The following is a 13,683-nucleotide window of genomic DNA, read 5'->3' as shown; positions in this document are numbered from 1 at the left end:
TTCTCAGTAGCGCTGAGTCACTTCCGCCACACGCAACGTTGAGTAGAGTTCAGGCTGATCCGGAGGGAGATCGCATGTCCGAATTACTGACAGCCGCCGCTGTCATCGCCCCGTTCGTCAGCACCGCCGCGACGTCGTTCGCCGGCGCCGTCGTCGATTCGGCGCAGACCAGGCTGGCGGACAGCGCGGTGGAGAGAGGCCGGGTCCTGCTGGGCAGGGTGCTGCGCAGGAATCCCGACGACCCGCCGGAGACCGAAGAGGACACGGTCGCGGCCACGGCCATCGAGCAACTCTCCGCCGACGACCGGCAGGTCCTGGAGGAAGCGATCGGCACCTGGCTGACCACCGGGAAGGACCTGAGCGCGGAGTCCCTGCGGTCGCACATCGAGCTGGCCCGTCGCACCACTCACAGCGCCGACCGGATCGAGGTGACGTCGCACGGCGACGGCTCACCGGCGATCGGCAAACTGGAGACCGCGAACTTCTACTTCAACCCGCGTCCCGGTCAGGGGGCCGGTAGTTGACCGGTGAGCACCCGGTCGACAGCCGCGCCAGCACCAGCGGCGACCAGTCCCCGGCGATCGGGTTCGTCAGCAAACTGTTCCTCAGCGTGTTCGTCGGAGACGTCGTCGAGTTCGCCGACAAGGCCAAGCGCTGGGGCGGCTGGAACTGGCCGCCGTTCCTGCTGGTGCTCTCGCTCGGCAGCATCGCCCTGATCACCGCGCCCGACGGGCCGCTCCACCAGTTCGTGTGGGTCTACGCCGCGATCGGCTCCGCGGTCGCGCTGGCGCTGGCACGGCTGATAGCCCCCTCGGGCGAGCGGAGGGCCCGCCGCTGGCGGGTGCTCATGTCGGCGACTGCGGTGATCTGCGCGGTCGCCGGCACCATCGGCATGGACCACCTCGCGGAACACGGCGAGATCGATGTCACCGGGCGGACCCGGATCACCCCGGACACGGCCACGAACGGCTCACGGCTGCGGCTCGTCGTGGACAGCCCCGCCGACCGCTCACGTCTGCGCCTGACCCTCACGATCAGGGACGCGGCCCGCGGCTCGCAGTTCTGCGGCCCGGAGACCACCTACACCGCCGAACTGCCGGGCAACGCGAACACCCGGGTCGAGGGTGTGCGGAGCGGCGAGGCGGTCGAGTTCCCTCTGGGCGGGCTGGAGGGCGAGATCGAGGCCCGGATCACCCTGCTGACCGACGAAGGCTGCCGGATGAGCCTTTCCGTCGCGGACGTCGTACTTCACGACTGAGAGGACACCGTGTCCGACATCCCGGAATCCTGGCGTTCCACCGTACGCGTGCCGAAGCGCCTGATCGGCACGGCGACAGCCGTCGCCACGCTTGTGAGTCTGGCGGCCTGCTCCACCGATGAACCGGAGCCGACGTTCCTCGGGGTGAACCGGGTGACCGTCGCGATGCACAACGACCTGCCCGGCCTGTCCTACTCCGCGAACTACGACCGTTCGGGGCTGGACTTCCTGCTGCTCCAGCACATCGAGGAGGAGCTCGACGTCGCGTTCAGCGAGCCCGTGGACGTCTCCTCCGGCGACCGGGTGACCCAACTGCTGGGGAAGAAGGCGGACATGACGATCGCTTCGTTCTCCATCACCGCCGAACGCATGGACGAGGTCGACTTCGTGGGCCCCTATCTGACCACCCGGCAGGGGTTCCTCGTCGCGTCGGGCACCGAGGTGGAGACCCTGGCCGACCTGCGCGGCACCAGCATCTGCACCTGGGAGGGGACCACGTCCCAGGAAGCGCTGGACGACATCAAGGACACCGTGGGCGCGGACCCGGTCACCCTCGACGACGCGTCCGACTGCATCGACGAACTCGTCGCCGGCCGGGTCCAGGCGGTCTCCACCGACCAGGCGATCCTGTACGGCTTCGCCCGTCAGCACGAGAAGGACGGGCTGCGTGTGGTGCCGGACGTGACGATAGGAGCACCGCAGCACTACGGCATCGGGCTGCGGAAGGGGCACAAGGAGGACTGCCGGCGCCTCGAGGCATGGCTGAAGAAGCACGTGGGCACCAGCACCTGGATCCGGGACGTCGAGACGTCCCTGCCGGCTCTCACCGAGGAGAACCGCGGCTGGATCAGCAGCCACAAGCCGAGCACCGCGGCGATCGAGGCCCGGTCCTGCCGGGACACGACCAGCCCGTGAGCGGGGGGCGGCCGGGCCGCCCCGCGTCCCGGCCCGCAGCCGCTCCGGTCGGCGCCGGGTCGTCGTGTGCGCCGACGCGCCCACGAGCGGCGCGTGGCGGCCCACCGAACACCTCGCCGCGGCCCGGACGGTCCCCCAAGTTCCCCGCCGAGTCGGCGAACCGGGCCCACCGGTTCCGTTCACCGGGAGCGGTCGACAAACATGGTGAACGAAGATCGCGCGAGCGGCAGACTGTTCCGATGAACGCATCGAGCCCCAAGGCTGACCTTCACTTCTACCTCCAGTCCGCCCGTGACGCCCTGCTGTGGAAGCTCGAAGGGCTCTCCGAGTACGACGTCCGCCGCCCGCTGACGCCGACCGGCACCAATCTCCTGGGCCTCGTCAAGCACGTGGCCGGCGTGGAGCTGGGCTACCTCGGCGACACCTTCGGGCGGCCGTCCGGCGAGCCGTTGCCCTGGCTCGAGGACGGCGCAGAGGCCAACGCGGACATGTGGGCCACCGCCGACGAATCACGCGAGTACATCGTGGAGCTCTACCACCGGGCATGGGCGCACGCGGACGCGACGATCGACGCGCTGCCGCTGGACACGGTCGGCAAGGTGCCGTGGTGGCCCAGAAAGAACGAGGTGACGTTGCATCATGCCGTCGTGCGTGTGATCGCCGATACGCACCGGCACGCCGGTCACGCCGACATCCTGCGGGAACTCACGGACGGTGCCGTCGGCATGAACGAGAACAACCGCGGCATGGCGCCCGGGGACTCGGCGTGGTGGGAGAACCACCGTAGCCGGCTGGAGCGCACGGCCGAGGAGGCCGACCGCCGAGCGCGCGGGTCCCGGTGAAGACGGAGACGCTTCGCGCCTGACCGTCACGCCCGACGCGGCGGCGCGGGGTCTCATCGGGCTCCTGTCCTGACCGTCGCCGGCGGGCGGCGGGCGGCGGGCGGCGGGCGGCGGGCGGCGGGCGGCGGGACCGGGTACGCCCCCGGGCGGGGGCCGTTCCCGGGTCGCCGCCGCGTCACCGCCACGCTCGGCGCCTCGCGCGCCGTCCCCCCGACCCGGTTCCGGGGGCGGTCAGCGGGAGTCGGCCGGCCTGCGCCACATCCCCCACAGCACCGGCCCGCCCCCTGGCAGCCGTACCTCCTCGCGCGACGGCTTGGAGGACTCCAGATAGGTGGGCAGACCTGCCGCGTCGGCCTTGGCCAGCCCCGAGCGCAGCAGGGCCGCACCGTGTCCCTGGCCCTGGGCGGCCGGGTCGGCGCCGATCATCGCCAGGTACCAGTGCGGTTCCTGAGGTGTGTGCTTCGCGGCCGTCTCGACAGCGTCCCTGAACAGCGGAGCCCGGTCACCGAGAATGGCCAGGAGTTCCTGGATGGTCCCGGCGTCGGGAACGGCCTTGGCCTGCGCCTCCGGCGGCACCCAGAACGCGGCCGCAGCCTCGGTGTGCTCGCACACGCCGTGGCGCCCGTACTGCCGGGTGAAGATCGTGGCGAAATAGCGGCCCAGCACCGCCTCGCGCGCATCGTCGTCGGGGAAGAACCAGCGCATCATCGGGTCGTCGTCGAAGGCACGGGCCAGGATCGGGCTGATCTGCGGAGCATCGTCGATCGTTGCCGTTCTCGGCATGTTCGTTATCGCCATACGGACCATTCTGCACTCGATGATCTTGAGTGGAGGGGCGGGGTCCTTGTCCGTGGGCAGGGAGGCGTACGGGGGGCAAAGAGGTGCTCCGGTACGGACGTTCGGGGTGTGCGGGCAGCGACGCGAACACGGCAGCGCCCCTACCGGATCGCAGTAGCGTTGCTACGCCATACGTGTTAGCGTTGATTACGCGAGTTCGAGGTACCGACCCTTCACACCTCCCGACAGGAGCGACACGATGACCGAGCAGAGCCGGACCCCCACCCCCAACCCCCGCCGCGTCGCGATCGTCACCGGCGGCTCCCGGGGCATCGGCCGTGAGAGCGCGGAGCGGCTGGCCGCGGACGGCTTCGCCGTCGTGATCAACTACGCGGGCAACCGGGCCGAGGCCGAGGCTGCGGTCACCGCTGTCACCGCTGCGGGCGGGCAGGCCGTCGCCTTCCGTGCCGACGTGGCCGACGAGCAGGCGGTCGCCGCCCTCTTCGATCTCGCCGAGGACACCTACGGCGGCGTGGACGTGGTCGTCCACGCGGCAGGCGTCATGACGCTCGCGCCGCTGGTCGACCTCGACCTGGACGCGCTGGACCGGATGCACCGCACCAACGTCCGCGGCACGTTCGTCGTCAACCAGCAGGCCGCCCGCCGACTGCGCTCCGGCGGCGCCGTCATCAACTTCTCGACGTCCGTCCTGGGCCTCGCCCTCCCCGGCTACAGCGCGTACGCCGCCACCAAGGGCGCCGTCGAGGCCGTCACGCTGATTCTCGCCCGCGAGCTGCGGGGCCGGGACATCACCGTCAACGCTGTCGCCCCTGGGCCGACCGCCACGGCGCTGTTCCTGGACGGCAAGGACGCCGAGACCATCGAGCGCATGTCGAAGATGAACCCGCTGGAGCGACTCGGTACCCCTGCCGACATCGCCGAGGTCGTCTCCTTCCTCGCCGGCCCCGCCCGCTGGATCAACGGCCAGGTCTTGCGCGCCAACGGCGGCGCGATCTGAGCCCCGTGGCGCCGGTCGGCCCCGGCCGCGCTCATGCCGGACGTCATGCCATCGGCGAGACCGCCCTCGTCAGCCGTCGCCGAGGGAGGTGACCTCCCGTGCCGAGGGCGCGTAGCGCCGCTACCCGGCTTGGTAGCGTCGCCGCCATGAGCACCCGTGACCGCATCCTCGAAGTCGCCGCCGACCTGGTCGCGGCCTCCCCCGACGGCGACATCTCCACCCGCGCCGTGTGCGAGGGGGCCCATGTGGGAGCGCCGGCGCTCTACCGGCACTTCGGGGACAAGGAAGGCCTGCTCTCGGCGGTCGTCGACCACGGTTTCGACAAATATCTGGCCACGAAGCGTGAGCGCAGCCCCGGGGCGGACCCCGTCCAGGACCTGCGGGACGGATGGGACACCCATGTGGCCTTCGCCCTGGCCAACCCGAACCTGTACCGACTGATGAACTCCCCCGCCATGCGCACCCCGCCCGCCGCGGCCCTGGAGTCCCATCGGATCCTGACCCGGGACCTGGAACGCGCGGCGGCACTCGGCAAGCTGCGGCTCGCGCCGCGCGTGGCCGCGCAGATGGTCATGGCGGCGAACGTGGGGGTGGCACTGATGCTGGTGTCCCGGCCCACCACCTTCGAGGACGCGGCCCTGTCCACCCGGGTCCGCGACGCCGTCCACGCCGCGATCCTCACCCCGGACGCCTACGCCGAGGCCACGCCGGCCGTTGGACCGGCGGACGGGCGGAGCGGGGCGGACATCCCCTCGACCGCGGCGAAACTCGACGCCCTGCTCGCCCACGCACCGTCCCCGGCACTGACCGGCGCGGAGAGCGGTCTGCTGAGCGAGTGGCTGGGACGTCTGTCCGCCACTTCTTGAGCACGGCGGGGGTTGTCCACCGGGCTCCGCGCTCGGACCGGCGTGAGAGGGGCGGCGCCGTCGGGGTTCACCAGGCTGCCCGCCGGCGGCTCGTCAGCCAACGGAAGACATCGTCGTGGACGGTGCCGTGGGCGCGGAAGCCGAGCCCCCGTACGAGCAGTTGATGGTCCGGGGTCCCGTGGACACCATCAGCCGCCGCGCTCCCGGCCCGTACGTCAGGTGGTGCGAGCCCCGGTGCCCCGGCGCGCCGTCCCGGCCCCGGCGGGCCCGTGGCCGGGGCCGGGGAGCGACTCTCGGCCGCTCCTGGTGGCGACCATGTCCGCGAAGGCGCGGGCCTGCGGCGACAGGGCGTCCCACTTCCGTACCGCCCAGCCCGCCGAGAGGGCGGGAAGATCCGGGATCGGGACGAAGCGCAGCGAAGGATGGGCGGAGCCGCTCCAGCCGGGCAGGGCGGGGACGACGGCGTGGCCGAGGCCGAGTTCGGCGAGGAGGATGGCGGTGTCCCAGTCGGCGACGCCGGTGTCCGAGGTGGCGTGGATGCCCCATTCGGCGAAGGCGGCGTCGAGCCGGGCGCGCGACGTGGAATTCTCGGGCAGCCGGATGTGGCGGATGCCGGCGAGATCCTGCGGCTCGATCCGGCTGCGGGCGGCGAGCGGGTCGTCCGCGTGGACGGCCAGCACCCAGGGCAGGTCGATCACCCGGTGTTGCTCGACGCCGCGCACGGGCGCGCCGATGGTGATCCATGCCAGGTCCAGGTCGTGGGCCGCGAGCGCGTCGAAGCAGCTGCGGCTGGAGTTCTCCGTCTGGAACTCCAGGCTGACCCGGGGGTGCCGGCGCCGGAATTCGACGACCGCCGCCGACATGAAGTGGCGCACGGTGGTGGCGCCGGTGGTGATGCGTACCGAGCCGCCGTCACCGCGTACGAGGTCCGCGAGGCGTCGCAGTGCGACGTCGAGGCCGGCGATGCCGTCGGCGGCGGCCGCCTGAAGGAGTCGGCCCGCCCGAGTGGGCACGACGCCGCGGGGATGCCGTTCCACCAGGTCGGTCCCGATCTCCCGCTCGAGCCGCTTCACGTGCTGGCTGACGGCGGACTGGGTGCAGGACAGTTCGCGGGCGACGGCACTGAGGCTGCCGGCGCGGCACACGGCGACGAAGACGCGCAGATCATCAAGAGTCATGGGGGTCCAAGATATTCCTTGGGCTGCTGCGAGGAAATCCTAGGATTGACTTGGGAGTTGAGCCTCGCGAAGATCTCCGTGGATCCAGGGCGGCAACCTGGACCGCGTGACGACGCGTTCCAGGTGCCGACCCCTCCGCATGCGCCCGGCACCCCAGCGCCCCGGGGGCAGGCCCCCTGGTCGGGCCACCGTCCGTCGTGATCCGGCAGGGTGGAAGACTGAGCGGCCGTGAACGGTACAGAAGGGGGCGGACGAGACCGTGCGACTGCGACGGGGGCGCACAGGCCTGACGGGCCTGGCCATGATGACGGTGCTGACGATGACGGCGACGACCGGCTGCGGCGCTCTGCTCCTGGAGGACAAGGGCCCTCTCCCGCCGCGCCATTCGGGTCCGCCGCTGCCCGCGGACGCTGTGGTCTCGGATCTGACCTCGGCTCTCGAGGCCGAGGGCATCACGCTGGAGCGGACGCCGCAGGAGCTGATCCCGACCGAGTGCCACGAACGCCTCACGGGCGAGCACGAGTCGGCGACTGCGGACACGGCCCTGAAGGCCGGGTTCACCCGGGCGCGGTCGGACCACGGGTGGCAGCCCGGACATGACATGGGTGAGGGATGGCTGAGCCTGCGCAAGGGCAACTGGACGGCTGCGACCGTGCTTCCCGGCGCCGCGGGTGCGGACGCGTCCCCCACGTCGATGATCGTGATCACGCTGATGTGCGACGGCGGCCGCACGAAGTCGTCACCCCGCACGGAATCCGCGCGGCCGTCCCCAACGGCCTCCTAGGACCCGTCCTGTCCGGGCGGCCAGGTGCGGAGCCGGACGACCGGGGCCGTCCGCGTCCGGGCTGTCGGGCTTCTCACGCGGCCTGCCCCGGACGACTCTCGCGGGGCAGGTCCTAGTCCTGCGGAGGCAGCGCCGGCGCGTGCGGCTCGTCGCGTGACACATGAAGGACCGCTTTTCCGGGGACACGGCGTCCGCGGAGGGCCTCGGCGGCCTCGGCGAAGCGCTCCCAGGACCCCTGCCAGCCGATCTCGACGGTGACGGATCCCTCAGCGACCAGCTCGGTGAGAACGGCCAGGTCCGTGCCCGCATCGCCCTCGATGACGAAGGACGTCAGCGACTTGGCCGGGCCGACGGTCGCGTACGGGGGAAAGACCGCCGGCTCCCCAGAGGTCCAGCCGACGCTCTGCACGCTGCCCCCGGGAGCGAGCAGGTTCCATGCCGCGACCAACTGGGGGCCGCCGACGCTGTCGATGACCATGTCGACCGGTCGCTCGAGCCCCTCCAGGCCGATCAGCACCTCGTCGGCGCCGGCCTCGAGCAGCCCCTCCCCACGGGCGGTCGATCCCACGGAAGCGATCACGTGAGCACCGGCCCGCGCCGCCAACTGGACGGCGAACCGGCCGACTCCGCCGGAGGCACCGGTGACCAGCACTCTCTTCTCCGGACCGAGTCCGGCGGCCCGCAGCGAGCGCAGTGCGGCCACTCCGGCGACCGGCAGAGCGACTGCCTGCGCCAGGTCCAGGCTCTTCGGCACCTCGGCGAGCGCGCCGGTGTCGATGGCGACACGCTCGGCGAACGCCCCCGAGGTCAGGGCCACCACCCGGGTGCCCACCGCCGGGCCGGTTCCGTCAGCGGCAGCTCGAACCACCACCCCGGCGGCGTCCGAACCGAGCACCGCCCCCACAGGGAGGCGACCGGAGCGGGCGTCGTTGAGGTCGCCGTAGTTCAACGAGGCGTGGGAGACGTCCACAAGGACCTGGCCCAATCCGGGGACCGGGTCCGGAACCTCGGCGAGGCGGACAGATTCGGGTGCGGACGGATCAACGACGAGAGCACGAACAGGCATGTCTTCCCCCTTGGTTCACGACTTGTAACAGCAGTCATCATCGATAACGTTGCCGCTCGTCGGAAGGAGGCACTTTCATGTCACGCAGTCCCACCCGTGTTACCGACGCACTGAGGGACGAAGCCTGCCCGGTCACAGAGGTGCTCGACCGCGTGGCGGGCAAGTGGAGCATCGGGATCCTGATCGCCGCCGCCCACGGCCCGGTCCGCTTCACCGAACTGGAGCGCCCCATCAGGGGCATCAGCCGGCGGATGCTCAGTCTCAACCTGCGCAGGCTGGAGCGGGACGGGCTGCTCGTACGCACCGTCCATCCGACCGTGCCGCCCAAAGTGGAGTACAGCCTCACGCCCATGGCCCGAGAACTGCACGCCTCGCTGACCGGACTGGTGAGCTGGGCCGAGCGCCACCGGTCCGCCGTCGCCGAGGCCCGCGCCGCCTACGACGATGCGGCGAAGCGTGACCCCGGCGCCGGGTGAGACGGCCCGGACCGGCTCCGCCGGCCGCCTCCCGCAGGTCGATGAGATGCCGCCGGCCCGGGCGGGTCCGAACGACCAAGGGGCCGTCTCAGATTTCTCTGAAACGGCCCCTTGCTCTACGACTCTCACGAGTCGGGACGACAGGATTTGAACCTGCGACCCCTTGACCCCCAGTCAAGTGCGCTACCAAGCTGCGCCACGTCCCGGTGCGCGGTTCCGCCGGTTTCCCTGGCTGAGCGCGCAAGAGAACATTACCGCACTCTGCGGGGTCGTCGGACGCCCGGCCTGCGGCGCGGTGGCACGCGGGGCACACCGCCCGTCGCCGGTGGAGGCGTACGAGGGACAATTACGGCATGGACAAGGCACGCAGAGACCGCGACGCCGAGGGCCGGGCGCGCAACGCCCGTCCCCGGGACGGGCTGGGGCGCCCCCTCCCCCATGGCGCGCCCGGCGTGGAACGCCAGTCGGAGGGAGTGCTGCGCACTCCCTCCGAGACGCTCTCCGAGGCTCAGCGGCTGCTCGACGCCGGGATGCCGTTCCATGCGCACGAAGTGTTCGAGGACGCGTGGAAGTCCGGCCCCGAGGAGGAGCGTGAGCTGTGGCGCGGCATGGCCCAGCTCGCGGTGGGTCTCACACACGCGGCACGGGGCAACACCGCGGGCGGCGCCCGCCTGCTGCTGCGCGGGGCGGACCGGATCGCCGGCTTCCCCGCGCCGCACGCCATCGACGTACCGGGACTGACCGGCTGGGCCCGTGAGCTGGCGGGCCGGCTGACCGGCCCGGTGGACCCGGCCGCGGAGGCCCCGCGGCTGTGCCTCTAGCTGGATCACATCGCGCCTGCGGGCCGCAGCAGAAGCGGGGCCGCCGGGGCCCACGGCAGGCGCCCGGGCGGCCGGGGAGCCCACCTCGTCACCGAGTCGCGCCAGGAGCCGCGCGGGCGCCTGGACGGAGAGCGGCACGCCGCCCGAGGCAGGGGACGAAGAGTGCGGCGCGCATGTCCCGAGGAGGTGCCGCCACCCGCGGGACAGCCCCCTGGCTCGGACGCCGAAGTCGGCGGGCCCGGGGCCCTCGCCGTCGTCGGCGGGCCGGGAGAGCGCGGTCGGTCCGGCTCAGGCGCTCCGCACGGTCCGGGCGAGCCGGAGGCCGAGGTCGTCGATCGCGAACGTGGGGTGGCTGCGGCGTCGCACGGAGGCTCCGCAGCCGCGCGCCGACTCGGCCCAGCCGCCGCCGCGGAAGATGCGGTAGGAGCCGTAGACCTCCTCGTCGTAGAGGTCCCAGCACCACTCCCACACATTGCCCAGCATGTCGTACAGACCCCACGGGTTGGGCTTCTTGCCGCCGACGTCGTGGGCCAGGCCGCCGGAGTTGTCCGCGTACCAGGCGATGTCGTCGATCTCGCCGTACCGGTAACCGCTGGTGCCTGCCTTGCAGGCGTACTGCCACTCCGCCTCGGTCGGCAGCCGGTAGCCGTCCGACGCCCGGTCCCATGTCACTTCGCCGCTGCGCGCGTCATGGGAGTAGGCGTTGCCGAGCCCGGCCCGGGCCGACACCTGGTTGCACAGCTCGATCGCGTCGAACCAGCTGATGTACGTCACGGGGGCGGCTTCGCTCGCGGCGGGAAGGACCACGGGCCCGGCAGTGGGGCCGGCCGTGGGATCGGGCCGGGGAGCGGCATCGGCTCCGGTGACGGCGCGGTGGAGGCCCCTGGTGACGGGATACGTGCCGAGCAGGAACGGAGCGAGCTCGGTGCGCCAGCGGGTGCCGCGCCGGTCGTCGCGGAGTTCCACGGCACCACCGGGCACAGGAGTCATCCAAGGGGCCGCCGGGTCGTCGGTGGAGGGGTGCACTCGGTGGGCCTCTCGTTCCGGGGCGACCGCCGGACCGTCGATGGAGCGGCGCCGGGTCCACGATACGGGGCTCGGGCCCAAGTCCCGCCCATGATCCGATGATTGATTGTGCGTCAGAGCAGGCTGCGCAGCACGGCGGCGTGGCTGCGGTCCGGCTCCTTGGACGCCGTCAGCAGCGTCACCGGCCCTTCCGTGGCGAGGGTGCGCAGTTTCTGCAGCGCCTCGGCGGCGGCGGGTTCGGCGAGTTCGGCCTCGTAGCGTCGCCGGAACTCCTCGTACTCCCCGTCCGGCCCGTGGTACCAGCGCCGCAGCTCCGACGACGGCGTCAGCGCCTTGGGCCACTCGTCGACGTGCGCCGCGTCCTTGCTCAGACCACGGGGCCAGAGCCGGTCGACCAGGACCCGGAGGCCGTCGTCCGGGCCGGGCTCCTCGTAGATCCTGCGAACCTTCGTCGTGCCACTTCCTCGTCGCATGTCCCCAGGGTCACAGGACCGGGCCGCCCTGGCGACCGACGGCCCGCCGGGCCGGGCCGCGTCCGGGCCTCCACTCCTGACGCCGCCCGTGCCCGGAGTCGCACAGCGAGGAGTGGCGTGAAATCGATTGCAGAAAGTACTCGTGCAGCATACAAAGACCTATGAAGCTCCTGCTCCGTGCGGCATCGCCGGTGGTGTGGACATGAGGCGACGACAGAGCGGACCGCATGGAAACACCTGAGGTGGACGCTTCTCCCGGACCAGGCGAGAAATCCTTTTCAGGGGCGGGTAAAGTCAAGGAAACCCACGGCGAACCGGCTGGCGCGGCACCACCCCGCGGCTACGCGCCGGCCCGGCGCGGCAGGCCGGCGGCGGGATGCGTGGCGTGTGGCCGCGCGGCGGGCTGCGCGGGTCTGCGCAGCGGACGAAAGGTGTGGACACGACAGTGGTGACGATTCAGGACGTGGCGCGTGCGGCCGGAGTGTCGCCGGCGACGGTGTCGCGGGTCTTCAACGGCGGCAACGTCACAGCCGCCCGCGCCGAGTCCGTACGGCAGGCCGCCGCCGAGCTCGGCTTCGCGCCCAACCGGCTCGCCCGGTCGCTGCGCAAACAGCAGTCCAGCGTGATCGGCCTGATCATCCCCGACATCGAGAACCCTTTCTTCACCTCGCTCGCCCGCGGCGTCGAGGACGCCGCACAGCGCACCGGCATGTCGGTCGTGCTGTGCAACTCCGACGAGGACGTCGACAAGGAACGCCGCTACATCGACATCGTCATGGGCGAGCAGATGGCCGGAGTCATCGTCGCCGCCGCCTCACGCGACCGGACCGACCTCAGCCCGCTCATGGCCAGAGGCATGCCGGTCGTGGCCGTCGACCGCCGGCCCCACGACGCCGACGTGGACGCCGTCATGGTAGACAACCAGCACGGCGGCGAGGTCGCCACCCGGCACCTGCTCCGGGCCGGATACCAGCGGGTCGCCTGCATCACCGGCCCCGCCGGGGCCTCCACCTCCGAAGAGCGCCTCGCCGGTTACCGGTCCGCCCTCCGCGGCGAACTGGGCAACGACTCCGGCGACCCGGCGCGGGCCGCGTCCTACATCCGCCACGCCGACTTCCGCGTCGAGGGCGGCCGGGCCGCCATGCAGGAACTGCTCGCCCTGCCCGAGCCGCCGGACGCCGTCTTCGTGGCGAACAACCTCATGACCGTGGGCGCGCTCGAGGCCCTGCGTGAAGCGGGGCAGGCGCCGCCGGGCGTCGGCGTCCTGTCCTTCGGCGACGTGCCCTGGGCATCGCTCGTGCGGCCCTCGCTGACGACGGTCGAGCTGCCGTCCTACGACCTCGGGCGCACGGCGGCGGACCTGCTGCTCCAGCGGATGGCGGGCAGCACGGCGCTGCTTCAGACGGTGGTGCTGCGTACGACCCTCAAGCCGCGCGAGAGCACGGCGGGGCCGGCCTGGCGCCCGGGCGGTCCGACCCGGACGGGCCCGGGCCGGGGCCCGTCGTGAGCGTGGCGGTCCGGTGGTGTGCACGGGCCCGGCGTCGGACCGGGGACACAGGCCCGGGCCCAGGGAGACCCACCACTCGCCGCCCGGCCGACCGGAGCCGCGGCCCAAGGCCGACTCGCCGCCCCAGCGTGGAGCTGTCCCCGCCCAGAGGCCCGACCGCCGTGCCGCACGGAGGGACCAGCGGCCGGTACGGGCGGCACCGGACGTCAGGGGGGTGGGGTCGTAGGAGGGGGTGTCCGGAAGTAAAGCGTCGCAACTCGCGCGAAGCGCGGTGAGGACAGCCATTCCGGACACCCCCTCCGGAGGGCCCGCCCCCCGCACCACCCACCCGCGCAGCCACGCCCCGCAAGGGGCGCAACGCACCCCCTACCGGGGCCATGCCCCACCCAGGACCGCCACGTTCACCAGGGGCCACGCCCCGGGCCCGTCCGGCTCGGATCCGCCCTGCACGGGGCGCAACACACCGGCGGCCCGTGCGCACCCCCGGACCGCCACGCTCACGACGGGCCCCGGCCGGCCCGGATCCGCCCCGCAGGGGCGCAACGCAGCGGCGGCAGTTCAGGTCGGGCCGCGAGTGGTGCAGGCCCCTGAGCCGGGCCGGTGTCCGGTCCGTCGGCAGGCGGCAGGCGGCACGCGGCACGCGGCAGGGGCCCATATCGCGGCGCGAAGCTGCCGC

The 13,683-nt window shown here is 72.3% G+C and carries 15 protein-coding genes and 1 tRNA gene; 10 read left to right on the top strand and 6 right to left on the bottom strand.

Going from position 1 to position 13,683, the window contains the following annotated elements; genetic code table 11:
* The first annotated feature begins 74 nt into the window (after window positions 1–74).
* The 4 genes from ACTMTU_RS04180 (at window position 75) to ACTMTU_RS04165 (ending at window position 3,015) form a co-directional block, all read left to right on the top strand.
* Window positions 75–524, top strand: coding sequence for a hypothetical protein (locus ACTMTU_RS04180; protein ID WP_441262072.1), 450 nt, complete (start codon window positions 75–77; stop codon window positions 522–524).
* A complete protein-coding gene (locus tag ACTMTU_RS04175; RefSeq protein ID WP_441262071.1) occupies window positions 521–1,258 on the top strand; it encodes a hypothetical protein in 738 nt (245 codons plus the stop codon). The genes ACTMTU_RS04180 and ACTMTU_RS04175 overlap by 4 nt, the downstream gene beginning before the upstream one ends.
* A gap of 9 nt (window positions 1,259–1,267) precedes the next feature.
* Window positions 1,268–2,173, top strand: a complete 906-nt coding sequence (locus ACTMTU_RS04170; RefSeq protein WP_441262070.1) for a transporter substrate-binding domain-containing protein — start codon at window positions 1,268–1,270, stop codon at window positions 2,171–2,173.
* Between the two features lie 239 nt (window positions 2,174–2,412).
* Complete coding sequence (locus tag ACTMTU_RS04165; protein ID WP_441262069.1) at window positions 2,413–3,015, top strand: DinB family protein; 603 nt, start codon at window positions 2,413–2,415, stop codon at window positions 3,013–3,015.
* Window positions 3,016–3,246: 231 nt separating this feature from the next.
* Here the strand turns inward: ACTMTU_RS04165 and ACTMTU_RS04160 are convergent, their stop codons facing one another.
* Entirely contained in the window at window positions 3,247–3,813 is a 567-nt protein-coding gene (locus ACTMTU_RS04160) for a GNAT family N-acetyltransferase (protein ID WP_441262068.1), read from the bottom strand.
* A gap of 238 nt (window positions 3,814–4,051) precedes the next feature.
* On the opposite strand from ACTMTU_RS04160, the gene ACTMTU_RS04155 reads away from it, so the two are divergent.
* Window positions 4,052–4,810, top strand: a complete 759-nt coding sequence (locus tag ACTMTU_RS04155) for an SDR family oxidoreductase (protein WP_441262067.1) — start codon at window positions 4,052–4,054, stop codon at window positions 4,808–4,810.
* 146 nt (window positions 4,811–4,956) lie between these two features.
* Window positions 4,957–5,676, top strand: a complete 720-nt coding sequence (locus tag ACTMTU_RS04150) for a TetR/AcrR family transcriptional regulator (RefSeq protein WP_441262066.1) — start codon at window positions 4,957–4,959, stop codon at window positions 5,674–5,676.
* A gap of 215 nt (window positions 5,677–5,891) precedes the next feature.
* Here the strand turns inward: ACTMTU_RS04150 and ACTMTU_RS04145 are convergent, their stop codons facing one another.
* Window positions 5,892–6,854 (bottom strand): LysR family transcriptional regulator, encoded by a 963-nt coding sequence (locus ACTMTU_RS04145; RefSeq protein WP_441262065.1) that lies wholly within the window; start codon window positions 6,852–6,854, stop codon window positions 5,892–5,894.
* A 259-nt stretch (window positions 6,855–7,113) separates the two neighbouring features.
* On the opposite strand from ACTMTU_RS04145, the gene ACTMTU_RS04140 reads away from it, so the two are divergent.
* Window positions 7,114–7,638: a hypothetical protein gene (locus ACTMTU_RS04140; RefSeq protein ID WP_441262064.1), complete on the top strand. Its 525-nt coding sequence runs from the start codon at window positions 7,114–7,116 to the stop codon at window positions 7,636–7,638.
* A 112-nt stretch (window positions 7,639–7,750) separates the two neighbouring features.
* Here ACTMTU_RS04140 and ACTMTU_RS04135 read toward each other — a convergent pair whose 3' ends face one another.
* A complete protein-coding gene (locus tag ACTMTU_RS04135; RefSeq protein ID WP_441262063.1) occupies window positions 7,751–8,704 on the bottom strand; it encodes a zinc-binding dehydrogenase in 954 nt (317 codons plus the stop codon).
* A 77-nt stretch (window positions 8,705–8,781) separates the two neighbouring features.
* Here ACTMTU_RS04135 and ACTMTU_RS04130 point away from each other — a divergent pair, with 77 nt between their 5' ends.
* Window positions 8,782–9,180, top strand: coding sequence for a winged helix-turn-helix transcriptional regulator (locus tag ACTMTU_RS04130; RefSeq protein WP_441262062.1), 399 nt, complete (start codon window positions 8,782–8,784; stop codon window positions 9,178–9,180).
* A 132-nt stretch (window positions 9,181–9,312) separates the two neighbouring features.
* On the opposite strand, the gene ACTMTU_RS04125 is transcribed toward ACTMTU_RS04130, so the two are convergent.
* Window positions 9,313–9,386 (bottom strand) — tRNA-Pro (locus ACTMTU_RS04125).
* Between the two features lie 147 nt (window positions 9,387–9,533).
* Between ACTMTU_RS04125 and ACTMTU_RS04120 the strand changes: the two genes are divergently transcribed.
* Window positions 9,534–10,001, top strand: coding sequence for a DUF309 domain-containing protein (locus ACTMTU_RS04120; RefSeq protein ID WP_441262061.1), 468 nt, complete (start codon window positions 9,534–9,536; stop codon window positions 9,999–10,001).
* A gap of 288 nt (window positions 10,002–10,289) precedes the next feature.
* Here the strand turns inward: ACTMTU_RS04120 and ACTMTU_RS04115 are convergent, their stop codons facing one another.
* Both ACTMTU_RS04115 and ACTMTU_RS04110 read right to left on the bottom strand, forming a co-directional pair.
* Window positions 10,290–10,991 carry a formylglycine-generating enzyme family protein gene (locus ACTMTU_RS04115; RefSeq protein ID WP_441262060.1) on the bottom strand — a complete coding sequence of 234 codons (702 nt, stop codon included), beginning with the start codon at window positions 10,989–10,991 and terminating at the stop codon, window positions 10,290–10,292.
* Window positions 10,992–11,140: 149 nt separating this feature from the next.
* Window positions 11,141–11,500, bottom strand: coding sequence for a DUF488 domain-containing protein (locus ACTMTU_RS04110; protein ID WP_441262059.1), 360 nt, complete (start codon window positions 11,498–11,500; stop codon window positions 11,141–11,143).
* A 445-nt stretch (window positions 11,501–11,945) separates the two neighbouring features.
* On the opposite strand from ACTMTU_RS04110, the gene ACTMTU_RS04105 reads away from it, so the two are divergent.
* Window positions 11,946–13,007: a LacI family DNA-binding transcriptional regulator gene (locus ACTMTU_RS04105; protein WP_441262058.1), complete on the top strand. Its 1,062-nt coding sequence runs from the start codon at window positions 11,946–11,948 to the stop codon at window positions 13,005–13,007.
* The last annotated feature ends 676 nt before the right edge of the window (window positions 13,008–13,683 follow it).

The organism is Streptomyces sp. OZ13 (assembly GCF_052068155.1).
GTDB lineage: Bacteria > Actinomycetota > Actinomycetes > Streptomycetales > Streptomycetaceae > Streptomyces.
This window is presented reverse-complemented; position numbering and strand designations above follow the sequence as displayed.

Excerpts from the sequence above, each read along its gene's own strand:
- ACTMTU_RS04180 (WP_441262072.1), top strand. The coding sequence starts at position 75 with ATGTCCGAATTACTGACAGCCGCCGCTGTCATCGCCCCGTTCGTCAGC.
- ACTMTU_RS04165 (WP_441262069.1), top strand. The coding sequence starts at position 2,413 with ATGAACGCATCGAGCCCCAAGGCTGACCTTCACTTCTACCTCCAGTCC.
- ACTMTU_RS04160 (WP_441262068.1), bottom strand. The coding sequence starts at position 3,813 with ATGGCGATAACGAACATGCCGAGAACGGCAACGATCGACGATGCTCCG.
- ACTMTU_RS04155 (WP_441262067.1), top strand. The coding sequence starts at position 4,052 with ATGACCGAGCAGAGCCGGACCCCCACCCCCAACCCCCGCCGCGTCGCG.
- ACTMTU_RS04150 (WP_441262066.1), top strand. The coding sequence starts at position 4,957 with ATGAGCACCCGTGACCGCATCCTCGAAGTCGCCGCCGACCTGGTCGCG.
- ACTMTU_RS04145 (WP_441262065.1), bottom strand. The coding sequence starts at position 6,854 with ATGACTCTTGATGATCTGCGCGTCTTCGTCGCCGTGTGCCGCGCCGGC.
- ACTMTU_RS04135 (WP_441262063.1), bottom strand. The coding sequence starts at position 8,704 with ATGCCTGTTCGTGCTCTCGTCGTTGATCCGTCCGCACCCGAATCTGTC.
- ACTMTU_RS04130 (WP_441262062.1), top strand. The coding sequence starts at position 8,782 with ATGTCACGCAGTCCCACCCGTGTTACCGACGCACTGAGGGACGAAGCC.
- ACTMTU_RS04120 (WP_441262061.1), top strand. The coding sequence starts at position 9,534 with ATGGACAAGGCACGCAGAGACCGCGACGCCGAGGGCCGGGCGCGCAAC.
- ACTMTU_RS04115 (WP_441262060.1), bottom strand. The coding sequence starts at position 10,991 with ATGACTCCTGTGCCCGGTGGTGCCGTGGAACTCCGCGACGACCGGCGC.
- ACTMTU_RS04110 (WP_441262059.1), bottom strand. The coding sequence starts at position 11,500 with ATGCGACGAGGAAGTGGCACGACGAAGGTTCGCAGGATCTACGAGGAG.